21 protein-coding genes are annotated in these 22,780 nt (G+C 56.5%); 10 read left to right on the forward strand and 11 right to left on the reverse strand.

Annotation, left to right across the window (positions count from 1 at the left end):
* Nucleotides 1–13 precede the first annotated feature (13 nt).
* From atpA to glmU, 5 genes are all read left to right on the forward strand, one after another.
* The gene (gene atpA / locus ACSF8X_RS02020; RefSeq protein WP_047880868.1) at nt 14–1,555 is read left to right on the forward strand and encodes a F0F1 ATP synthase subunit alpha; all 1,542 of its coding nucleotides are present in this window, start codon (nt 14–16) and stop codon (nt 1,553–1,555) included.
* A gap of 44 nt (nt 1,556–1,599) precedes the next feature.
* Nucleotides 1,600–2,466: a F0F1 ATP synthase subunit gamma gene (gene atpG, locus ACSF8X_RS02025; protein WP_047880869.1), complete on the forward strand. Its 867-nt coding sequence runs from the start codon at nt 1,600–1,602 to the stop codon at nt 2,464–2,466.
* Nucleotides 2,467–2,498: 32 nt separating this feature from the next.
* Complete coding sequence (gene atpD / locus ACSF8X_RS02030; protein WP_047880870.1) at nt 2,499–3,905, forward strand: F0F1 ATP synthase subunit beta; 1,407 nt, start codon at nt 2,499–2,501, stop codon at nt 3,903–3,905.
* Between the two features lie 17 nt (nt 3,906–3,922).
* The gene (locus ACSF8X_RS02035) at nt 3,923–4,345 is read left to right on the forward strand and encodes a F0F1 ATP synthase subunit epsilon (protein WP_047880871.1); all 423 of its coding nucleotides are present in this window, start codon (nt 3,923–3,925) and stop codon (nt 4,343–4,345) included.
* Nucleotides 4,346–4,540: 195 nt separating this feature from the next.
* Complete coding sequence (gene glmU, locus ACSF8X_RS02040) at nt 4,541–5,902, forward strand: bifunctional UDP-N-acetylglucosamine diphosphorylase/glucosamine-1-phosphate N-acetyltransferase GlmU (RefSeq protein ID WP_500850595.1); 1,362 nt, start codon at nt 4,541–4,543, stop codon at nt 5,900–5,902.
* Between the two features lie 17 nt (nt 5,903–5,919).
* On the opposite strand, the gene ACSF8X_RS02045 is transcribed toward glmU, so the two are convergent.
* Nucleotides 5,920–6,045, reverse strand: a complete 126-nt coding sequence (locus ACSF8X_RS02045; protein ID WP_500850596.1) for a hypothetical protein — start codon at nt 6,043–6,045, stop codon at nt 5,920–5,922.
* Nucleotides 6,046–6,135: 90 nt separating this feature from the next.
* Between ACSF8X_RS02045 and ACSF8X_RS02050 the strand changes: the two genes are divergently transcribed.
* The 4 genes from ACSF8X_RS02050 (at nt 6,136) to ACSF8X_RS02065 (ending at nt 10,037) form a co-directional block, all read left to right on the forward strand.
* Nucleotides 6,136–6,909 carry a DeoR/GlpR family DNA-binding transcription regulator gene (locus ACSF8X_RS02050; RefSeq protein ID WP_047880757.1) on the forward strand — a complete coding sequence of 258 codons (774 nt, stop codon included), beginning with the start codon at nt 6,136–6,138 and terminating at the stop codon, nt 6,907–6,909.
* A gap of 9 nt (nt 6,910–6,918) precedes the next feature.
* Nucleotides 6,919–8,754: a glutamine--fructose-6-phosphate transaminase (isomerizing) gene (gene glmS / locus ACSF8X_RS02055; protein WP_047880758.1), complete on the forward strand. Its 1,836-nt coding sequence runs from the start codon at nt 6,919–6,921 to the stop codon at nt 8,752–8,754.
* Nucleotides 8,755–9,037: 283 nt separating this feature from the next.
* A complete protein-coding gene (locus ACSF8X_RS02060; RefSeq protein ID WP_047880759.1) occupies nt 9,038–9,415 on the forward strand; it encodes a helix-turn-helix transcriptional regulator in 378 nt (125 codons plus the stop codon).
* A gap of 238 nt (nt 9,416–9,653) precedes the next feature.
* Nucleotides 9,654–10,037 (forward strand): helix-turn-helix domain-containing protein, encoded by a 384-nt coding sequence (locus ACSF8X_RS02065; RefSeq protein ID WP_500850597.1) that lies wholly within the window; start codon nt 9,654–9,656, stop codon nt 10,035–10,037.
* Between the two features lie 101 nt (nt 10,038–10,138).
* On the opposite strand, the gene ilvA is transcribed toward ACSF8X_RS02065, so the two are convergent.
* From ilvA to ilvG, 5 genes are all read right to left on the reverse strand, one after another.
* The gene (gene ilvA, locus ACSF8X_RS02070; protein WP_500851125.1) at nt 10,139–11,692 is read right to left on the reverse strand and encodes a threonine ammonia-lyase, biosynthetic; all 1,554 of its coding nucleotides are present in this window, start codon (nt 11,690–11,692) and stop codon (nt 10,139–10,141) included.
* A 6-nt stretch (nt 11,693–11,698) separates the two neighbouring features.
* Nucleotides 11,699–13,540, reverse strand: a complete 1,842-nt coding sequence (gene ilvD, locus ACSF8X_RS02075; RefSeq protein WP_500850598.1) for a dihydroxy-acid dehydratase — start codon at nt 13,538–13,540, stop codon at nt 11,699–11,701.
* Between the two features lie 76 nt (nt 13,541–13,616).
* Nucleotides 13,617–14,549 carry a branched-chain amino acid transaminase gene (locus tag ACSF8X_RS02080; RefSeq protein ID WP_500850599.1) on the reverse strand — a complete coding sequence of 311 codons (933 nt, stop codon included), beginning with the start codon at nt 14,547–14,549 and terminating at the stop codon, nt 13,617–13,619.
* A gap of 20 nt (nt 14,550–14,569) precedes the next feature.
* The gene (gene ilvM / locus ACSF8X_RS02085) at nt 14,570–14,818 is read right to left on the reverse strand and encodes an acetolactate synthase 2 small subunit (protein ID WP_500850600.1); all 249 of its coding nucleotides are present in this window, start codon (nt 14,816–14,818) and stop codon (nt 14,570–14,572) included.
* Complete coding sequence (ilvG, locus tag ACSF8X_RS02090) at nt 14,818–16,464, reverse strand: acetolactate synthase 2 catalytic subunit (protein WP_500850601.1); 1,647 nt, start codon at nt 16,462–16,464, stop codon at nt 14,818–14,820. Before ilvG ends, ilvM begins: the two co-directional genes overlap by 1 nt.
* A 412-nt stretch (nt 16,465–16,876) precedes the next feature.
* Here ilvG and ACSF8X_RS02095 point away from each other — a divergent pair, with 412 nt between their 5' ends.
* Nucleotides 16,877–18,406, forward strand: a complete 1,530-nt coding sequence (locus tag ACSF8X_RS02095) for a YifB family Mg chelatase-like AAA ATPase (RefSeq protein ID WP_500850602.1) — start codon at nt 16,877–16,879, stop codon at nt 18,404–18,406.
* A 72-nt stretch (nt 18,407–18,478) separates the two neighbouring features.
* Here ACSF8X_RS02095 and ACSF8X_RS02100 read toward each other — a convergent pair whose 3' ends face one another.
* From ACSF8X_RS02100 to ACSF8X_RS02120, 5 genes are all read right to left on the reverse strand, one after another.
* On the reverse strand, nt 18,479–19,081 hold the full coding sequence (locus ACSF8X_RS02100; protein WP_047880766.1) for a thiol:disulfide interchange protein DsbA/DsbL: 603 nt from the start codon (nt 19,079–19,081) through the stop codon (nt 18,479–18,481).
* A gap of 70 nt (nt 19,082–19,151) precedes the next feature.
* Nucleotides 19,152–20,141 (reverse strand): serine/threonine protein kinase, encoded by a 990-nt coding sequence (locus ACSF8X_RS02105; RefSeq protein WP_500850603.1) that lies wholly within the window; start codon nt 20,139–20,141, stop codon nt 19,152–19,154.
* Nucleotides 20,142–20,239: 98 nt separating this feature from the next.
* A complete protein-coding gene (gene ccoG, locus ACSF8X_RS02110; protein ID WP_500850604.1) occupies nt 20,240–21,661 on the reverse strand; it encodes a cytochrome c oxidase accessory protein CcoG in 1,422 nt (473 codons plus the stop codon).
* A gap of 270 nt (nt 21,662–21,931) precedes the next feature.
* Nucleotides 21,932–22,198, reverse strand: a complete 267-nt coding sequence (locus ACSF8X_RS02115; RefSeq protein WP_047880769.1) for a YihD family protein — start codon at nt 22,196–22,198, stop codon at nt 21,932–21,934.
* A 123-nt stretch (nt 22,199–22,321) separates the two neighbouring features.
* Complete coding sequence (locus ACSF8X_RS02120; protein WP_157037940.1) at nt 22,322–22,738, reverse strand: hypothetical protein; 417 nt, start codon at nt 22,736–22,738, stop codon at nt 22,322–22,324.
* Nucleotides 22,739–22,780: the final 42 nt, after the last annotated feature.

Consider the following 22,780-nt stretch of genomic DNA (forward strand, 5'->3'; position numbering starts at 1 on the left):
GGGGAATTGGAGCATGCAACTTAATTCCACGGAAATTAGCGCACTGATCAAGCAGCGTATTGAAAATTTCAATGTTGCGAGTGAAGCGCGTAACGAAGGTACTATCGTTTCTGTAAGCGACGGTATCATTCGTATCCATGGCCTTGCTGATGTAATGCAAGGTGAGATGATTGAACTACCGGGTGGCCGTTACGCCCTGGCACTAAACCTTGAGCGTGACTCGGTTGGTGCGGTTGTAATGGGCCCGTATGCCGACCTTCAGGAAGGCATGAAAGTAACAGGTACCGGCCGTATCCTTGAGGTACCGGTGGGCAAAGCCCTACTTGGCCGTGTGGTTAACACCCTGGGTGAGCCTATCGATGGCAAAGGTCCAATCGAGACTGAGACATACTCTCCAGTTGAAGTGATTGCACCGGGTGTTATCGACCGTAAATCGGTTGACCAGCCTGTTCAGACCGGCTACAAAGCCGTCGACTCGATGATTCCAATCGGCCGTGGCCAGCGTGAGCTGATCATCGGTGACCGTCAGACGGGTAAGACCGCGATGGCGATCGATGCCATCATCAACCAGAAAAACTCTGGTATCTACTCTGTTTATGTCGCTATCGGCCAGAAAGCCTCTACTATCGCTAACGTAGTACGCAAGCTGGAAGAGCACGGCGCGCTGGAAAACACCATCGTGGTTGTTGCCTCTGCGTCTGAAGCGGCTGCCCTGCAGTACCTAGCACCATACGCTGGCTGTGCGATGGGTGAGTACTTCCGTGACCGCGGTGACGATGCCCTGATTGTATACGATGACCTGTCTAAGCAGGCTGTTGCTTACCGTCAGATCTCGCTACTGCTACGCCGTCCGCCAGGCCGTGAAGCCTTCCCTGGTGATGTTTTCTACCTCCACTCTCGCCTTCTAGAGCGTGCAGCACGTGTTAACGAGCACTATGTAGAGAAGTTCACCAACGGTGAAGTGAAAGGCCGTACCGGCTCTTTGACTGCCCTACCTATCATCGAAACGCAAGCGGGTGACGTATCGGCATTCGTACCGACTAACGTTATTTCGATTACCGATGGTCAGATCTTCCTTCAGACCGAACTGTTCAACGCTGGTATCCGTCCTGCTGTTGACCCAGGTATTTCGGTATCGCGTGTTGGTGGTGCGGCTCAGACCAAGATCATCAAGAAGCTGTCTGGTGGTATCCGTACCGCTCTGGCTCAGTACCGCGAACTGGCTGCATTTGCTCAGTTCTCGTCTGACCTAGATGACGCGACGAAGAAGCAGCTTGACCACGGTCAGAAAGTAACCGAGCTGATGAAGCAGAAGCAGTACTCGCCAATGTCTGTATTCGAGCAGGCAGTGGTGATCTTCGCTGCGGAGAAAGGCTTCCTGAACGATGTTGAGCTGGCTAAGCTGGCCGACTTCGAGGCTTCGCTACTTTCTTATGCCAAAGGTCAATTTGCTGAGCTAGTGTCTCAGATTGATGAAACGGGTGCGTGGAACGACGAAATCGAAGCTCAGTTCACCAAACTGATGAACGATTTCAAAGCGACCCAGACTTGGTAATTGGTTGGTGGTCGCTTGCGATCACCTACTAACGGAGAGTAACGATGGCCGGCGCAAAAGAGATTCGTAACAAGATCGGTAGTGTTAAGAACACTCAGAAGATCACTAAGGCGATGGAAATGGTGGCAGCGTCCAAAATGCGTAAAACGCAGGACGCTATGGAGTCATCACGTCCATACGCAGAAACTATGCGCAAAGTGATCGGTCATATCGCCCTTGGTAGCCTTGAGTATAAGCATCCTTATCTTGAGGAGCGTGAAGCCAAGCGCGTTGGTTACATCATTGTTTCGACTGACCGTGGTCTGTGTGGTGGCCTGAACATTAACTTGTTCAAGCAAGCCATTACAGATATCCAGACATGGTCACAGCAAGGTGCGGAAGTAGAAATGGCGCTGATTGGCTCCAAGGCGACCGCATTCTTTAACAGCTATGGCGGTAATGTTGCCGCTCAGGTGTCTGGCCTGGGTGACAAGCCATCAGTGCACGAGCTGATCGGTACCGTTGGCGTAATGCTGAAGAAATATGATGAAGGCCAGTTGGATCGCCTGTACCTGGTGTACAACAAGTTTGTTAACACCATGGTCCAGGAGCCAGTGATCGATCAATTGCTGCCTTTGCCGAAGTCGGAAGACGAAGACATGCAGCGCAACCATTCTTGGGATTACATTTATGAGCCCGAGCCAAAAGTTCTGCTAGATACCCTGCTGGTCCGCTATGTGGAGTCACAGGTCTACCAGGGCGTGGTCGAGAACCTTGCCAGTGAGCAGGCAGCTCGAATGGTCGCGATGAAAGCAGCCACAGACAATGCAGGTAACCTGATCAACGATTTGCAGCTTGTGTACAACAAGGCCCGTCAGGCCGCGATTACACAAGAGCTGTCTGAAATCGTTTCTGGTGCAGCTGCTGTTTAAGGCAAAGAATAAACAAGTTTAGAGGATTAACGATGGCTACAGGTAAGATCGTACAGATCATCGGTGCGGTAGTCGACGTAGAGTTTCCACAGGACTCGGTACCGCAGGTATACGATGCCCTTCACGTTGATGCAAAGGAAAACGGCACCCTTGTGCTGGAAGTTCAGCAGCAGTTAGGTGGCGGTGTTGTTCGTGGTATCGCAATGGGTAGTTCTGACGGCCTGCGTCGTGGTCTGTCTGTTGTAAATACAGGCCGCCCAATTGAGGTGCCAGTTGGTACAGCAACCCTAGGACGTATCATGAACGTTCTGGGTCACCCAATTGATGAATGTGGTGAGATTGGCGAGCAAGAGCGCTACGCGATCCACCGTGAAGCACCAAGCTACGAAGAACAGTCGAATACAACCGACATGCTGGAAACCGGCGTTAAGGTTATCGACCTGATTTGTCCATTCGCCAAGGGTGGTAAAATCGGCCTGTTCGGTGGTGCGGGTGTAGGTAAGACCGTTAACATGATGGAGCTTATCAACAACATCGCAATCCAGCACTCAGGTCTGTCAGTATTTGCCGGTGTTGGTGAGCGTACCCGTGAGGGTAACGACTTCTACTTCGAGATGCAGGAAGCGGGCGTTGTAAACGTTGAGAATCCAGAGCTTTCGAAAGTAGCAATGGTTTACGGCCAGATGAACGAGCCACCAGGTAACCGTCTACGTGTTGCACTGACTGGCCTGACTATGGCTGAGAAGTTCCGTGATGAAGGCCGTGATGTACTGCTGTTCATCGATAACATCTACCGTTATACCTTGGCCGGTACAGAAGTATCAGCCCTGCTTGGCCGTATGCCATCTGCAGTAGGTTACCAGCCGACACTGGCTGAAGAGATGGGTGTTCTTCAGGAGCGTATCACATCAACTAAGACGGGCTCTATCACGTCTGTGCAGGCCGTTTACGTACCTGCCGATGACTTGACTGACCCATCTCCGGCGACCACGTTCGCCCACCTTGATGCGACCGTTGTACTGTCTCGTCAGATCGCATCTCTGGGTCTGTACCCAGCGATCGACCCATTGGATTCTACATCACGTATGCTGGACCCATTGGTTGTTGGCCAGGAGCACTACGACATCGCGCGTGGCGTGCAGTCTATCCTTCAGCGCTACAAAGAGCTGAAAGATATCATCGCTATTCTGGGTATGGACGAGCTGTCAGAAGACGACAAGCTGGCTGTATCCCGTGCGCGTAAGATCGAACGTTTCCTAACTCAGCCTTACCACGTGGCAGAAGTATTTACCGGTCAGCCTGGTATCTACGTATCTTTGAAAGATACGCTGCGTAGTTTCAAGGGTCTTCTAGCTGGCGAATACGACGATATCCCAGAGCAGGCATTCATGTACTGCGGTGCGATTGAAGACGTATTGGAAAAAGCTAAGACGCTATAAGCTAATTAGGAGGCGACATGGCAGCGATAACCTTCCATCTGGACGTCGTCAGCGCCGAGAAGCGTCTTTTCTCTGGCCGTGCTGAAAACATTCAGGTGACCGGTAGCGAAGGTGAACTGGGTATCCACGCAGGTCACACCCCGCTGCTGACCGCTATCACGCCGGGGATGATCCGCATCGTGAAGCAGCATGGCGGCGAGGAGGTGATTTACCTTTCTGGCGGCATGCTGGAAGTGCAGCCGGGTACTGTGACGGTACTGGCTGATACGGCTATCCGTGGTGAAGATCTGGATGCAGCGAAAGCGGCAGAAGCGAAACGCCAGGCTGAGGAGCGAATCCACAACCAGCATGGCGACATCGACTTTGCCCAGGCGGCCAGTGATCTGGCTAAGGCGATTGCTCAGCTTCGTGTTATCGAGCTGACAAAGAAAGCCCGCTAACCAGGCAGCAGGACAAAAAGCGACCCATCGGGTCGCTTTTTTTATGCCTGAAGATAGCCAGCCCAGTTATGGCCTGATGTCAGGGGTTAGTTATTACTTGCCGAAAATTAATGCTTTTGCTTAACCCCCGGCGATTGAGCCGATAGAATGCAAAAAGATAAATTTGATACTGCGCATCAAGAGGGATTGATTATCATGAGTTTCAGCGCTGTGATTCTGGCTGCGGGTAAGGGTACCCGTATGTACTCGAACATGCCGAAGGTTCTGCATACCTTGGCAGGCAAGCCGATGGCCAAGCATGTTATTGATACCTGTGCTGGCCTCGGTGCAAGCAACCTCCACCTAGTTTATGGCCATGGCGGCGAGCAGATGAAGGCTGCTCTGGCCGATGAGCCGGTCAACTGGATCCTGCAGGCCGAGCAGCTGGGCACTGGTCATGCCGTTAACCAGGCCGCCCCTGAAATCGCCGATAACGAAAAGGTGCTGATCCTGTACGGTGATGTGCCGCTGATCAGCAGCGAGACGCTGGAAAACCTGCTTGATGCCCAGCCTGCGGGCGGCATTGCCTTGTTGACCGTTGTGCTTGATGACCCGACGGGCTACGGCCGTATTGTGCGCCGCAATGGCCCGGTAGTGGCAATCGTCGAGCAGAAAGACGCGAGCGAAGAGCAGAAGCTGATCAAAGAGTGCAATACCGGGATGATGGTGGTTGACGGCGGCGATCTCAAACGCTGGCTGGCGGCGCTGAAGAATGATAATGCCCAGGGCGAGTACTATCTGACTGACATTATCGAGATTGCCCACAATGAAGGCCGCGCGGTAGAGGCTGTGCACCCAGTTCGCGCGATTGAAGTGGAAGGGGTCAACAATCGGATCCAGCTGGCCAAGCTGGAGCGTGCCTATCAGTCAATGCAGGCCGAGCGTCTGCTGGAGCAGGGCGTGATGCTACGTGATCCGTCTCGCTTTGACCTGCGTGGTGAGCTGCAGTGCGGCACGGACGTCGAAATCGATGTTAACGTCATCATTGAAGGCTGCGTATCGCTCGGCAATAACGTGGTGATCGGTGCTGGCTGTATCCTGCGTGACTGCGAAATTGACGACAATAGCATTGTCCGCCCTTACAGTGTGATTGAAGGCGCGACCGTTGGCGAAGATTGCACCGTGGGGCCGTTCACCCGCCTGCGCCCTGGTGCTGAGCTGGCCGGTGATTCCCATGTCGGCAACTTCGTCGAAATGAAGCAGGCCCGTCTGGGCAAGGGCTCAAAGGCCAACCACCTGACCTACCTCGGCGATGCCGAGATCGGCGATCGGGTCAATATCGGTGCCGGTACGATTACCTGCAACTATGACGGTGCTAATAAGTTCAAGACTGAGATCGGGGACGATGTATTCGTCGGCTCGGACTCCCAGCTAATTGCCCCAGTGAAGGTGGCCAATGGGGCGACAATCGGCGCCGGTGCGACGATTAACCGCAATGTCGGCGAGGGCGAGCTGGTGATCACCCGTGCCCCTGTGCGCACCATTAAGGGCTGGAAACGTCCGGTAAAACAGAAGTAATAGGCGTGATACGCTAATCACAAAGGCAAGGGCTCCCTTGCCTTTGTTGTTTCTGGGGTAGCCTGCCCCTGCCCCTGCCCCTGCCCCTGCCCCTGCCCCTGCCCCTGCCCCTGCCCCTGCCCCTGCCCCTGCTTGTTTCGCATGAAAAATTAATTGAACAGTGTTGATCAAAAAAGTTTTGTTTTGCTACTATTTCTTTCAGTTCGAAACTTAAAAGTATCAGTTCGTAAACGATGACCAAGCGAAATACCCAACAGCGACGCCATATGATTGTCACCAAGGTTAATCTCGACGGTGAGGTAAGCGTCGACTCTCTTGCCAAACATTTCTCAACTTCTGAAGTTACTATTCGCAAGGACTTGGCTGTGCTGGAAAAAAGTGGCCAATTACTGCGCCGTTACGGTGGGGCCGTTGCCATTCCTAGCGAGATGGTCAGTGAACAGGAAGAAAATGTTTCGGTTCGTAAGTTATCTATCGCCAAAGCTGCCGCAGCCCGTATCCGTGACCACAACCGGATCATCATTGATAGCGGTAGCACGACGGCCTGCATGATTGGCCTTCTGGGGGACAAGCATGGCCTTGTCGTCATGACCAACTCGCTTAATGTCGCCAATGCCCTCAATGAACTCGAAAGCGAGCCGACCTTGCTGATGACGGGCGGTACTTGGGATCCCCATTCCGAGGCTTTTCAGGGGCAAGTTGCAGAAACCGTATTGCGATCGTATGACTTCGATCAGCTTTTTATCGGTGCCGATGGTATCGATACCGCTCGGGGGACTACAACTTTTAATGAGCTGGTGGGATTGAGCCGGGTAATGGCCGAGGTATCGCGCGAAGTGGTGGTGATGGTGGAATCGAGCAAGATTGGGCGCAAGATCCCCAATCTCGAACTGCCTTGGGAGGTGGTTAGCACGCTGATCACCGATGACGGCTTGGCTGAGGATGCCAAGGCGCAGATTGAACAGCATGGGGTGCAGGTGATCTGCGCCTCCGCCGAAGACATTTAGGAGAAGATTATGTGTGGGATTGTGGGTGCCGTTGCGCAGCGTGATGTGGCTGAAATTCTGATTGAGGGTCTGCGTCGTCTCGAATACCGCGGGTATGATTCTGCCGGTTTGGCAGTGGTCGATACGGCGGGTAACTTACAGCGTATCCGTCGCTTGGGTAAGGTGCAGGAACTGGCCGATGCCGCTGCCAGCGCAGAGCCTGCCGGTGGGACGGGCATCGCCCATACTCGCTGGGCAACCCATGGTGAACCGTCAGAGGTCAATGCCCACCCGCATATGTCCGGTGCTGATATTGCATTGGTGCATAACGGGATCATCGAAAACCATGAGGCATTGCGTGAGCTGTTGATCGGCCGTGGCTATGAGTTCCATTCGCAAACCGACACTGAGGTGATTGCGCATTTGGTGGAGTGGGAGCTGCGCAGCGCCTCTTCGCTGCTCGAGGCGGTTCAGAAGACCGTTGCCCAGCTGGAAGGCGCTTACGGCACCGTCGTGATGGATCGCCGCCAGCCCGAGCGGGTGATTGCTGCCCGCTCCGGCAGTCCGCTAGTGATTGGCCTTGGGGTTGGCGAGAACTTCCTTGCCTCGGATCAGTTGGCACTGCTCAACGTCACCCGCCGCTTTATGTTCCTGGAAGAAGGCGATGTGGCCGAGATCACCCGCCGCGAGGTGAACATTTTTGATGTTGCCGGCCAGCCGGTAAGCCGTGAGATCCACGAGTCGAATCTGCAGCATGATGCGGCCGACAAGGGCCAGTACCGCCATTACATGCAAAAGGAGATTTACGAGCAGCCAAGCGCCTTGATTAATACCATGGAAGGACGCTTGTCAGGTCATTCGGTGGTGGTGGAGAGTATCGGCAGCGGGGCCAAAGAGATCCTGCAGCAGGTCGAGCATATCCAGATTGTGGCCTGCGGGACATCGTACAATGCAGGTATGGTCGCGCGTTACTGGTTCGAGGCGATGACCGGGGTGAGCTGCGATGTTGAGATCGCCTCCGAGTTCCGCTACCGCAAGTTCGTCACCCGTCCGAATAGTTTGTTGATTACCCTATCCCAGTCCGGCGAGACGGCGGATACCCTGGCAGCCCTGCGCCTTGCCAAGGAAAAGGGCTATATGGCAGCAATGACGATTTGCAACGTGGCGGGCTCGTCGCTGGTACGAGAGTCGGACTTGGCCTTCATGACCCGTGCCGGGACAGAGATCGGCGTGGCCTCGACCAAGGCATTTACCACCCAGTTGGTGACTTTGCTGATGTTCGTCACGGCGTTGGGCAAGGAGAAGGGCCTGATCGACGGTGAACGCGAAACCGAGATTGTTAATACGTTGCATGCCCTGCCGACCCAAATCGAGAAGGCGTTGGCGTTCGACAAGCCTATCGAGCAGCTGGCCGAGGATTTCGCCGACAAGCACCATGCCCTGTTCCTCGGTCGCGGCGAGTTCTACCCGATCGCGGTAGAGGCTTCGCTTAAGCTCAAGGAGATATCCTATATCCATGCCGAGGCGTATGCCGCCGGTGAGCTCAAGCATGGCCCGTTGGCGCTGATTGATGCCGATATGCCTGTGATCGTGGTGGCCCCGACTAACGACCTGTTGGAAAAGCTCAAGTCTAACATCGAGGAGGTTCGTGCCCGAGGCGGTTTGCTGTATGTGTTTGCCGATAGCGAAGCCGGATTCGAGGCCAGCGAGGGGATGAAGATCATCACTATGCCTCAGGTCGATGAGCTGATTGCTCCTATTTTCTATACCATCCCGATGCAGCTGCTGTCTTACCATGTCGCACTTATCAAAGGGACGGATGTTGACCAGCCCCGCAACTTGGCCAAGGCCGTCACCGTGGAGTGATATGGCGTATCAATAGTAAGAAAAGGCACCGTAAGGTGCCTTTTTAGTCTCTGTCCCAAGGAGCGCTGTCTACTCTCTAGACTGTCATGACGTTTTTTTTGCGAAATTGAAAAGACAGGCAGGCTTGTCACTTATTGCAAACCAAATTACAACCAGTTGAGATGTCTACGCACTTAACTTTCTGTTTTTGTTTGTTTTGTGTTGGTGGTGAGAAGTTGGCTTATGTTGTGCAACCAAGTAATCAAAGCTAGGCAAAGCCATTTACTGTTGTTGGAGGTGTGACATGACAGATCCGAAAATCCAAATTGCAGCACGTATCAAAGAGGCAAGGGAATGGAAGGGGCTGACCCAGGTTCATATGGCTCAGCAGCTAAAAGTTGCGCGCCAGACATACCTTGATCTTGAAACGGGTAAGACAGAGCCTAAAGTGCGGATGCTTTCTGAGATCTCCGAAATTACCGAGCGGCCGCTGACATGGTTTGTCTACGGTGATGAGGGGATTGAAATATTGGAGAGCGAATACAAGGAGGAGATAGACCGCCTATTGCAGTACTTCAGCCGTCTGCCCCACTCTGCCCGCAATGTGATATTGCAACAAAGCATCAATTTGGCGGGGTTTATGGCCGAATACACCCGGGCTCTCACCCAGCGTGACAAGTAACATTTGCTGCATGTGTGTACACTCATGCAAAGAAATGTGTGCATAAATAGAAAATAGGTGTCTGGTTTTGCATTCAAGGAATGCCTAGCTTCACGTTTTGCCTTTATCTGGTTCGTCCAATCCTTGGTTGCTGATGGATAATCCCTCGTTTTCTGAGGATTTTTTGTCGATGATCGGGCCTTGTTGCCGTCAGATCTCAGCAATAATTGCAATCAGTGTGGGTTACAAGGGGGGCTGGATGGAAATCGCAAAGCCGCAGATCGCTCAACGAATAAAGGAAGCGCGCGAGTGGAAAGGTATTTCCCAGGTCGCGATGGCCAAGTATTTGGACATGGCGCGGCAGACATATTTGGATCTTGAATCTGGGAAGACAGAGCCCCGGATCTCGACCTTGCTCAAATTGGCCGAATTGACAGATCGTTCGCTTGGCTGGTTTGTGACGGATTACCCTCAACAGGGTAATGATGAGGCGATTGCCGATGATATCTGGCAGTTGACTTCCCTGTACAACCAGTTGCCGGAACCACTTCGTTCTCAGCTGTTGGCCAGCAATATTAGCCAGTTGAAGGCTTGTGTCGGCTTTTTGTCTCAGCCTAAACTGAGCGGCGCGGAAGAAAAGTGAGAAAACGGCTGCTAGGTTATTGCCCTGCGTGAAAATTGGTGTGATCGCCGATAGGTTTTGAAAAACCGCCCGGCCTGCTTGTTGCAGGCCGGGCGGTTTTTTTATTGGGCGAGGAAAAAGCGGTAGGCGGGATTACCGGTTTCGTCTTTCCAGTGGTAGCCCAATTTTCTCAGGTGGCTGGTGAACGATAGCAAATCCGCATCGTCGAGCTCGAAGCCGCACAGTACCCGCCCGTAGTCGGCCCCGTGATTGCGATAATTGAACAGGCTGATGTTCCAGTGGGTGCCCAGGGTATTGAGGAACTTGAGCAGTGCCCCTGGATATTCCGGGAACTCAAAGCTGTAGAGCCGCTCTGTCAGTGGCTTTGAGGGGCGACCGCCAATCATATAGCGGACATGGACCTTGGCCATTTCGTCATCGGAGAGGTCGACCACCGGATAGCCGCCCTTGCGCAGATCGCCGACTATCCCCTCCAGCTCCTCCTGGCCTTGCAGCAGGCGGATCCCGACAAAGACATTGGCCAGACTGTCGTCGTTGTAGCGGTAGTTGAATTCTGTGACGGCCCTGCCCCCGAGCAGGTGGCAGAAGTCGAGAAAAGCCCCCGGCCTTTCGGGAATGGTGACGGCCAGCAATCCTTCGCGTTTCTCCCCCAGCTCGCAGCGCTCGGAGACGTAGCGCAGGCCGTGGAAGTTGAGGTTGGCGCCTGACAAGATCGCGGCAAGCTGCTTGTCTTGTAGCTGTTGGATCTCGGCATATTTCTTGAGTCCGGCCAGCGACAGCGCGCCAGATGGCTCGGCGATGGCGCGGGTGTCCTCGAAGATATCCTTGACCGCCGAGCAGATTTCGTCGCTCGAGACGGTGATGCTGTCGTCGAGGTATTGTTGGCAGAGGCGGAAGGTCTCCTCGCCGATCCGCTTGACCGCGACCCCATCGGCAAACATCCCGACTTGGTCGAGAGTGACCGGTTGGCCGGCGTCGAGGGCAGCCCTCAGACAGGCCGAATCTTCCGCCTCAACCCCGATCACCTTGATTTGCGGCATCAGCTGCTTGATCAGTACGGCGATCCCGGCTGCCAGCCCGCCGCCCCCGACTGGGACGAAGATATAGTCGAGGTGACTGTTCTGCTGGACCAGCTCAACCCCGATGGTTCCCTGCCCGGCAATCACCGACGGGTGGTCGAAGGGCGGGATGAAAGTGAAACCGTGCTGGGAGGCCAGTTGTTCGGCATGGGCTTTGGCCTCGTCGAAATTGCTGCCGTGGAGTACCACCTTGCCGCCAAAGCCGCGTACCGCATCGACTTTGATATCCGGTGTGGTGCGCGGCATGACGATCGTCGCCTTGACTCCGAGCTGCTTGCCGGACAGCGCCAGGCCTTGGGCATGGTTGCCTGCCGAGGCGGCAATAACCCCTGCTTGACGTTGGGCTTCGTTGAGCTGGGACATCATGTTGTAGGCCCCGCGCAGTTTGAACGAGTGGACCGGCTGGCGGTCTTCGCGCTTGAGCTGGATATGGTTGCCGCTCCGTGCCGAGAGACGGCCCATGGCTTGCAGCGGGGTGACTTGTGCGACCTCGTAGACCGGGGCCCGTAGAATATCGCGCAGGTAGTCGGCACCGCTGGGTGCAGGAACCGGTGCTGTCTGGGTTGCTTGGTTCATCATCCGTTACCCTTCCAGTTTCGATTTGTCGCGGACCGCGCCCTTGTCGGCGCTGGTGGCGAGGTTGGCATAGGCGCGCAGGGCAAAAGAGACGGTGCGCTGGCGGTCGCGTGGCTTCCAGCCGTGTTGCTCGGCCTGTTGGCGGCGGCGTGCCAGGGTTTCGGCATCTACCTCCAGCTCGATGCTGCGGTTGGGAATATCGATGGCGATGGTATCGCCGTCCTCAATCAGGCCGATAGTACCGCCGTTTGCTGCTTCCGGTGAGACGTGGCCGATTGACAGGCCGCTGGTGCCGCCGGAGAAACGGCCGTCGGTGATCAGGGCGCATTCCTTGCCCAGTCCCATCGACTTGAGATAGGTGGTCGGATAGAGCATCTCCTGCATCCCCGGTCCGCCCTTCGGCCCTTCGTAGCGGATCACCACCACGTCGCCCGCTTTCACCTTGCCGCCGAGAATGCCTTCGACCGCCGTTTCCTGGCTCTCGAAGACAATCGCCGGGCCGGTGAATGTCAGGCAGCTCTCATCGACCCCGGCTGTCTTGACGATACAGCCGTCTAGGGCCATGTTGCCGGATAGTACCGCCAGTCCGCCGTCTTGGCTGAAGGCGTGCTCTTTGCGGCGGATGCAGCCGTGCTCGCGGTCATCGTCGAGGCTCTCCCAGCGGCACTCCTGCGAAAAGGCCTGCGTGGTGCGGATCCCGGCTGGCCCGGCGCGGAAGAAGCGTTTCACCTCCTCCGACTGGGTGAGGACGATGTCATAGTGCGCGAGGGTATCGGCCAGCGTCTCGCCGAGTACGTTGCAGCAGTCGCTGTGGAGCAGGCCTGCCCGGTCAAGCTCGCCGAGGATGCCGATCACCCCGCCAGCCCGGTGCACGTCCTCCATGTGGTATTGTTGGGTCGACGGGGCCACCTTGCACAGGTGCGGTACCCTGCGCGACATCCGGTCGATGTCGGTCATGGTGAAGTCGACCTCACCTTCTTGGGCCGCGGCGAGCAGGTGCAGGACGGTATTGGTCGAGCCGCCCATCGCGATATCCAGCGCCATGGCGTTTTCGAAAGCCTGCTTGGTGGCAATGCTGCGGGGCAGCGCGCTGGCATCGTCCTGCTCGTAATAGCGCTTGGTCAGCTCGACAATGCGGCGGCCCGCCTTGAGGAAGAGCTGCTCGCGATCGGCATGGGTGGCGAGCAGAGAGCCGTTGCCCGGCTGGCTCAGCCCCAGTGCCTCGGTCAGGCAGTTCATCGAGTTGGCGGTGAACATCCCCGAGCACGAGCCGCAGGTCGGGCAGGCTGATCGTTCGATCTGCTCGCTCTGGGCATCGGAAACGGTGGGATCCGCGCCTTGGATCATGGCGTCGACCAGATCGAGCTTGAGGATCTGATCCGATAGTTTGGTCTTGCCGGCCTCCATCGGCCCGCCGGACACGAAAATCACCGGGATGTTGAGGCGCATCGAGGCCATCAGCATTCCCGGGGTGATTTTGTCGCAATTGGAAATGCAGACCATGGCATCGGCACAGTGGGCGTTGACCATGTATTCCACCGAGTCGGCGATGAGCTCGCGCGACGGCAGTGAGTAGAGCATCCCGCCGTGGCCCATCGCGATGCCGTCGTCGACGGCAATGGTATTGAATTCCTTGGCGATACCGCCTGCTGCTTCGATTTCTCGGGCCACCAGCTGGCCGAGATCCTTGAGGTGGACATGGCCGGGTACGAACTGGGTAAAGGAATTGACCACCGCGATGATCGGCTTGCCGAAATCTTCATCTTTGACGCCGGTGGCACGCCACAGGGCGCGGGCTCCGGCCATATTGCGGCCATGGGTGGTGGTGGCAGAACGGTACTTGGGCATAACGAAAATCCTTTTGCTACATTGCTCGTCCGGCCCCTCGAGCCATATGAAGGGCCGGTATAGTGATTAGATCGGGTTATTGTTCCGGGTAGACGTAGTCTAGCCAGCCCCACTTGTCCTCGGTGGTGCCGTTGAACAGGCCGAAATAGGCCGACTGGATCGCTTCGGTGACGGGCCCGCGTTTGCCCTCGCCGATGGTGATGCGGTCGACGCTGCGGACCGGGACGATTTCGGCGGCGGTACCGGTCATGAAGATCTCGTCGGCAAGGTAGAGCGCCTCGCGGGCGATATTTTCCTCGCGTACCTCATAGCCTAGTTCGGCGGCCAGAGTCATGACGCTATCGCGGGTGATCCCCGGCAGGATGGCGCTGGTGGTTGGCGGGGTAGACAGGATATTCCCCCTGACCACGAACAGATTCTCCCCGGCCCCCTCCGAGAGGTAGCCGTCGACGCTTAGGGCGATCCCTTCGGCGTAGCCGTGGCGCCTCGCCTCGCCGCCGACCAGCAGCGATGAGAGGTAGTTGCCGCCGGCCTTTGCCGCGGTCGGGATCGTATTCGGCGCGGCCCGGTGCCAGCTGGAAATCATGGCATCCACCCCGCTCTCTAGCGCCTCCTCGCCAAGGTATGAGCCCCAAGGGAAAGCGGCAACAATGACTTCCATTTCGGTGCCCTCGGGCGGGCAGACCCCGAGCCCGACATTGCCGACAAACGCCAGTGGCCGGATATAGGCCGAGCGCAGCTTGTTGGCACGCAGCGTCTCGCGGCAGGTTTCCATCAGCTCGTCGCTATTGTAGGGGATTGGGAAGCGGTAGATCTTGGCCGAGTTCAGAAGCCGATCCATGTGCTCCTTGTGGCGGAATACCGCCGGGCCCTTGGGGGTGTCGTAGCACCGGATGCCCTCGAACACCGAGGTGCCGTAGTGCATGGCATGGGTCAGGACGTGGACCTTGGCATCACCCCAAGGCATCATTTCACCGTTAAACCAAATGTACTCCGCTGTATTGGCCATGTTTGTTCCTTCCTTAAAAACTAGTCTCGGTTTGCTACCAGGGTGGTGTCGACGGTACGGATATCCCATAGTTTCTCAATCTGGTTGATCAGCGTGGTGATCGGGCGGTCGCTGTCAACGAGGATCTCGATGCTGGCGATCTTGCTTTCGTGGTTCTGGGTGGCATTGACCTGTTTGATCACAAAGCCCCGGTGCCGGATCACGCGCAGGATCCGTTCTAGTAATACTGGCTTATCATCCGCTTTGATGTCGAGCAAATATCTGTCCATTAAGAGTTCTCCAGCATATCTTGGTTGGCGGCGCCCGGCGGTACCAGCGGCCACACATTTTCTTCTTCTGAGATCTGTACCTCGAGCAGGTAAGGGGTGGGGCTGGCCAGCATCTCACGCAGGGCCGGTTCGACTTCCGCCTTGCTGGTGATGGTTCTGCCAGGGATCCCGAAGGCGCTGGCGAGCGTCACGAAATCCGGGTTGTCGTCGAGGATGGTCTCGCTGTGGCGGCCGTCGAAGAACAGTGACTGCCACTGGCGCACCATCCCCAGCCGCTGGTTGTTGAGCAGAACCATTTTTACCGGGATCTGGCGCCGCTTGAGGGTCCCGAGTTCCTGGATGTTCATCATGAATGAGCCATCGCCGGTGATCAGGATGGCCTCGTCGTCAGGGCGGGCAACCTTGGCTCCCATCGCGGCGGGCAGGCCGAATCCCATGGTCCCAAGGCCCGCTGAGGTCAGGTAGTTTTGCGGGGCCCGTGGCTGGATATGCTGTGCCGACCACATCTGGTGTTGGCCGACATCGGTGGCGATCACTGTGCTGTCAGGCATCATGTCCGACAGCTGCTTGAGCAGCAGCGGGGCGTAGATCTGATCGCCGGGGTGGTCGTAACGCCACTTGCCCTGTTGGCGCAGGTCGTCGCAGTGTGCGAGCCAGGGTGAGATATCCCGGCCCAGCTCGAGTTGTGGCAGCAGGGCGTTGATATCACCGCGTAATGGGGCATGGGCGTGGCGTAGTTTGTTGAACTCGGCCGCGTCGATGTCGATGTGGATCACCTTGGCATGGGGAGCGAAAGTTTCCAATTTGCCGGTTACCCGATCGTCGAACCGGGCTCCCACAGCGATCAGCAAATCGCATTCCTGCACTGCAAGGTTGGCAGCCTTGGTGCCGTGCATCCCCAGCATCCCGAGATAGTGGGGATTATGGCGGTCGATAGTGCCGAGCCCCTTGAGGGTGCTGACTGACGGCATCGGATTGAGGCCCAGGAAGTGGCGAACGGTATCGGTGGCCTTGGCCAGTTGTACCCCGCCTCCGACGTACATGACCGGGCGCAGGCTGGAGGCCATCAATTGCTGGGCTGCGGCAATCTGCTCCGCGGACGGCTTGGGTACTGGCGGCGGGGTGATCGGGGGCAAGATGCCTTCTGGTGCGGTGGCGATCTGAACGTCCTTGGCGATGTCGACGATGACCGGCCCGGGCCTGCCCGCCTTGGCGACCTCGAAGGCCTCGGCCAGTGTTGGTGCCAGATCTTCGATGTCGGTAACCAGGTAGCTGTGCTTGGTACAGGCCAGCGACATGCCGATAACATCCATTTCCTGGAAGGCATCGGTCCCGATGTAGTGGCTGGCGACCTGACCGGTGATTGCCACCAGCGGGACGGAGTCGAGGAAGGCGTCGGCGAGGCCGGTGACCAGGTTGGTTGCACCCGGTCCGGAGGTTGCCATGCAGACGGCGACCTCCTGGGTGGCTCTGGCCATGCCGATGGCTGCCATGGCTGCCCCTTGTTCGTGGCGGCAGAGGATGTGCTCTACCCCGCCGTCATAGAGGGCATCGTAAATGGGCATGATTGCCCCGCCTGGATACCCGAATACGGTTGTGATCCCCTGCTGCTGCAGCGCCCTTACGACTAATTCTGCTCCCGTCATCGCTGCTCTCCCTTTGATTCCTTGCTTGCGACGTGCTCATGGTTGTTTGTTATGTCGGCAATATGCGTATTTTCGTCCAAAAAAAAGCCCCCTTGCCGGTTGGCTTGGGGGCTGGTCGCGTATGCCGTATTGTTGCTAATTTACGCCTGAACGCCCCCCTCGCGGTGTAATAAGCACCACGATGACGCTGATAATGAGTTGCAGGGCATTGGCGGAAAATAGCATCGACTGTCTGTCCGGTTTTTTATGTTGCGACGTTGTGTTGCCCTAGTGTTAACACAGACATTCCTCACATGACAAGCAAAAAATGCAAATTATTTTTCACTTTGTTTGCATAAATAGGCTAATAGTGAAACTTATTTTATTTTTTTCATTAACTTAGATGTCTGCTTTATCAACAGGATGGGTAAATATGAACCTTGCCATTATTCACAGCCGTGCCTGCGTCGGGGTCGAGGCGCCGACGGTGACCGTGGAGGTGCATATCAGCAATGGGATGCCCGCATTGGCACTTGTCGGCTTGCCGGAGACCAGCGTCAAGGAAGCCAAGGATCGCGTCCGCAGCGCGATCGTCAATGCCGGGTTTGAGTTCCCGTCACGAAGGATCACCGTCAACCTTGCCCCTGCCGACTTGCCCAAGGAAGGCGGTCGGTTCGACTTGCCGATCGCCCTTGGAATTTTGGCTGCCTCGGGACAGGTTCCGGCTAACAAGCTACAGGAAATCGAGTTCTTGGGTGAGCTTGCCCTGTCTGGTGAGTTGCGCCCGGTCAAGGGGGCATTGCCTGCGGCCTTGGCCGCCAAGAAAGCCGGACGCTGCCTGATTGTGCCCGATAGCAACGGCGATCAGGTGGCTTTGGTCGGCAAGGAGTTACATAAATCGGCTCCCTCGCTGGTAGCTGTTTGCGGCTACCTGTGCGGACAGGAGGCCTTGGCCTTGGCACAGACCGAGCCTACCCCAAGGCCGTGTGATAATCGGCCGGAGCGCGATATGCAGGATATCATTGGTCAGCAACAGGGCAAGCGGGCACTGGAAATCGCTGCGGCGGGTGGTCATAACCTTTTGTTTCTTGGTCCGCCAGGAACAGGCAAGACCATGCTGGCATCGCGGTTGTGTGATTTGTTGCCCGAAATGGCCGTTGAGGAGGCTTTGGAAACCGCGGCGGTGGCGTCGCTTACCCAGCAGAGCATCCATGCCGGCAACTGGCGGCAGCGGCCGTTTCGTACCCCACACCATTCGAGTTCGATGGCGGCCTTGGTTGGGGGCGGCTCGATCCCGCGCCCGGGGGAGATTTCCCTTGCTCACAACGGGATCTTGTTCCTTGACGAAATGCCGGAGTTCGAACGCAAGGTGCTCGATTCCCTGCGTGAACCGTTGGAGTCCGGGGAGATTGTGATATCGCGGGCGGCCAGCAAGGCTACCTTCCCTGCCCGGTTCCAGTTAATCGGGGCGCTCAACCCGAGCCCGACGGGTTACTATGAGGGCAGCCAGGCCAGAACCAACCCGCAGGTGATCCTGCGTTATCTCGGCCGCCTCTCCGGGCCGTTGCTTGACCGGTTCGATATGTCGATAGAGATCCCCGCCCTGCCCCGGGGAACCTTGGCCGAAGGCGGTGATCGGGGGGAGCCGAGCAAGGAGATCAGGGAGCGGGTACGCGAGGCCCGCGGGGTGATGGAGCAGCGCGCGGGCAAGGTCAACGCCCTGCTATCGACCCGAGAGCTGGATCGCCACTGCGCCTTGGTGCGCGAGGATGCCGAGTTTTTGGAGAACGCCCTCCACCAGCTGGGGCTGTCGGTGCGGGCCTATCACCGGATCATCAAGGTAGCGCGAACCATTGCCGATCTGGCTGGCTGCGAGCGCATTGAGCGGGGGCATCTGGCCGAGGCGCTCGGCTACCGGGCGATGGACCGCCTGCTGCGCCAGCTCACGCTCGAAGCGGTGTAGTGCGTTTCTGTAGCGGTAAATAAAACAAAAAAGGCCCATAAGGGCCTTTTCGTTATCGCAGACTGCGTTCGGTTACTTGGTCAGCAGGTAGTTGACCAGCTCGAAGTACTCGTCGACAGATTTGACCTTGCCGGCTTCGACGAGGTACTTGTTGTTGACGATGATTGCCGGTACCCCGGTCAGGCCGCTGTCCTGGAATGACTTGTTGAAGCGGTTGACCATGGAGTTGACGGCGAAGCTGTTGAAGGCATTGTCGAAATCTTCTGCCTTCACGCCCTCGTCGATGAAGATCTGGCGGATTTCAGCGTCGTTGCGCGGTGGCTTGTTCATTGTGTGGATACGGTTGAACAGCACCGGGGTCATTTTGTCCTCGATACCCAGTACCACGGCGGTGGCATAGGCCTTGCTCATGGATTTGCCCATTGGGCCACCCATGAAGGAAACGTGGTTTTTCTGCAGCTTGGCGTTGTCAGGCAGGTTTTTCTTGAGCTGTGCGATCACCGGCTGGAAGCCGTTGCAGTGAGGGCAGAAGTAGGAGAAGTACTCGGTGACGAGCGGGGTGCTGGATTTTTGCATATCCAGAACCTTGTAGTAGTCGCCCTCGGTGAACTTGGCCGCGTGGGCGGATAGTGACAATAGCGCAATACCTGCGAACGCGAGGATTTTCTTAAGCATTTTTCGATTTACTCCCTAGTAAAGGTTTGAAATAACTCGAGGCTATTTCTCCGTTTTATTATGCCCATTATTACCATTGCGGCATCAGTTGCAATGGGGGCTCGTTGAGTGCAGCAAGCTGTTCCTTGAAGGCAAGGACCTGTCCTTCCCAGTATTTGGCATCGGCGAACCACGGGAAGGCCAGCGGGAAAGCCGGGTCATCCCAGCGTTTGGCCAGCCAAGCCATGTAGTGCACCATTCTAAGACCGCGCAATGGCTCGATCAGTTTCAATTGCTGTTGGTCAAAATCGGCAAATTCACTGTAGGCCTCGAGCAGGGTGTCTAGCTGGACGATTTGCTCGTGGCGCTCACCGCTTAGGAGCATCCATAAATCTTGGATTGCCGGACCATTACGTGCATCGTCGAGATCGACAAATAGCGGCCCGTCGCGCCACAGGATATTGCCCGGATGGCAGTCGCCGTGGAGGCGGATGGGTTGCCACTGGGTATGCCAATGGCCTTCAATCTCGCGGATCAGGGTATCAAGATCGGCAAAGAAAGCCGTCTTGAGGTGATCGGGGATAAAGTCTGCGCTTTCGAGCAGCTTGCGAGGCTGGTGAAGGTATTCCTCGACGCCGATGGTCGGGCGCGAGGTGAATACTTGTTTCTGTCCAGCGCGGTGGACCCGGCCGAGGAAACGCCCGACCCCCTCGAGTTGGTCGAGGTTGTCGACTTCGAACTGGCGGCCGCCGAGGCTCGGGAACAGGGCAAAGCGGTAGCCTTGATAGTGGTGAAGCGTCTCGCCACCGAGCATGATGGGTGCAGCAACCGGAACCTCCTGCTCGGCCAGTTCAAGGGTGAACTGATGCTCCTCAGCGATCTGGGCATCGCTCCAGCGCTGCGGGCGGTAGAATTTGGTGACGTAGCGGGCACCGTCTTCGGCCATGAACTGGTATACCCGGTTCTCATAGCTGTTGAGTGCGAGTAGGCCTGACTCGGCTCGGATCCCGACGCTGTCGAGGGCATCGAGTAGCAGATCGGGGCTGAGGTCGGCGAAACTGAATGGGTCTGTCTGTGACATGGGATCTTCCGGAACGGGGTAATGGGGCAATTATATACCCAAGCTACCGGATTGCAGAGCGCGGGCATGGGCAATCCGGTAGTCGGGTTGTATTAGTGTTAGAGCTTGCTGATGAAGCGGCTTTCGGTGGTAATGCTGGCACCATCCCGAATGCGGGTCAGGGTGAAGCGGATATCGGCAACTGGGGCGTTGAGCAGGTAGGGATCAACCCCGAGGCTGACTGGCAGTGCCAGTATTTCGCCCGGGGCTAAGTTGGCCTTGTCCGGTCCGTACCACTCTATTTCCTCTAGTCCTTCGACTGATAGTCGGTAGTGTTCCGGATGCTGGGTCTTGTTGAGGATCTTTAGGGTATAGGTATTTTCGATAAGCCCTTCACTGTTGACCTTGAACAGTTGGTTGCGATCGCGCAGTACGTCAAGCCCCATCGGCTGGATTGCGGCCAGCAGGTAGAAGAACAGACCGATCATGATCCCCATCACGGCCCCGTACCCGATTAATTTTGGACGTATGATCTGGGTGTGCTTTCCGCCGAGCCTGTGTTCGGTGGTGTAGCTGATCAGGTGTTGGGGGTAGCTCATTTTGGCCATGGTTTCATCACAGGCGTCAACGCAGGCTCCGCAGTTGATGCATTCATATTGCAGGCCGTCACGGATATCGATACCGGTTGGGCAGACTTGGACGCAGAGGTTGCAGTCGATGCAGTCGCCGAGCCCGAGTGAGGCCGGGTCTTGCTTGCGTGAACGGGGGCCCCTGACCTCGCCGCGGCTGCCGTCATAGCCGACGATATAGGTGTCCTTGTCGAACATTGCGGACTGGAAGCGGGCGTAAGGGCACATGTGGATACAGACGATTGACCGCATCCAGCCGGCATTGGCATAGGTGCAGGCGGCAAAGAACAGCACCCAGAAGGAAGCCCAGAAACTGGCCTGGAGGGTGAGAAGTTCGAGAGCCAGAGCCTTGATGGGGACGAAATAGCCGACGAAGGTCAGTCCGGTGGCGAGGGCAACGGCTATCCAGGCCAAATGCTTGAGTGCCTTGCGGCCTAGCAGTTTGCCGGTGAGCGGCAGGCTGTCTTGCTTGCGGCGTTTGTTGGCCGGCCCCTCCAGTTTTTCCTCGAACCAGATATAGATAAACGTCCAGACTGTTTGCGGGCAAAAGTAGCCGCACCAGATCCGGCCGAGGAAGGTGGTGATGAAGAACAGGGCGAAGGCGGCAATCATGAAAAGGATCGCGAGCAAGGTGAGATCCTGCGGCCAGAGGGTGGTACCGAAGAAGTGGAACTGTTGGCTGCCGATATCGAGCAGGATGGCCTGGCGTTCACCGTAGGGGATCCACGGTATGCCGGTGAACAACAGCATCAGCAGCCAGCCCATTTTGCGCCGCAGGCGTTGGTATGCCCCCTTGGCGGCGCGGACGTAAATCCGGTTGCTGGGATTGAAGCGATCGGTTTTCCCCTTTTGGGTTTTGGGCTTGCCGGTGGCTGGTGTGACGTCCTTGATATGGATTTTTTCTTGGCTCATGACATGACTTCCTTGGGGTGAGCCTACCTCGGGAGGGCATAGCTCTGCCGGTACTTGGCCGGTGTATGTAATCAAAAGGTTTTGTTTTGGTAAACAAATGTAGCGGGGGAATTATATCCTAGAGACAGCAAAGATGGCGCAAGCAAGGTCATAATTTGGGCAATTGTTGCCTTTGGGGATTTTACGGTAATGTCGCGGGGATGGTGTGTGACTCTGTGGGCGAGCTAGGCGGGAAAGGAATACCCAGCCAAGGCGGCTGGGCTGGTATTGTTACTTGATGATGCCGCGGGCACGCAGGATCGCCGTCTTGAAATCGTCTTCGCAGTCTTTGGCCAGACCCGGGATCATGTCGTCTTTGCCGCTGTTGCGCATTTTCAGGTGGTAAATCAGGACATCGTCGGTCAGCTCTTCGAGCTTGCCGTCATACTTTGCCTCGGCGGCAAGCTTGAGCAGGAACTCAACCAGGTTGAGATCGGTGTCTTTGCGCCACTCAGGGTGCAGCAGCTCTATCAGTTCGTCGACGCGGTGCGTTTTCATTGTTAACTCCACAAGTTTAAAGGCTGGGTGAATCGCAGGATTCTATAATCGTTGTTTTTGTGTGGGTAACGGTATAACAAATAGGGCGGAAAGAAAAGGCAGCCATTGGCTGCCTTTTCTGGATCAAGCGGCGTTGTCGCGCTCGTTGCGTGTTGCCGGTTGTTCGGCAAGCGGTGCGTCAAGGGGCAAAACATCAGCCGATGTTTCGGTGCGGGGTTTAAACCGCATCGCATGAGATGTAGTGCGAAGGCGTGACGGACTGCGGGTGTTGCGATGGGCAAATGAGGCTGTGCGCATGGGATACCTACTGTCAGGCTCTTCCATGGCCAAAAAATGGTGGTGGTTCGCAGTTGTTTTGTTGGCTGGACCGATCCTCTGCGAAGCGACCGAGAATATTTTCGCCGCGGAGGATAACAATAACCTAATGTTAAGTCGAGGGATAAAGCGACATATTGATTGGTTTTTGTCCTTGCTCGGGCAGATATCTTGGCGGGCACGGTCCGGTGTATTGGCATCTGTGAAGATAAGCCGTTTATCCATTGCTGCTTTGTGGTCTAATGCTGACGATGGCTAGCAGCGCCT

The organism is Photobacterium panuliri, assembly GCF_059920555.1.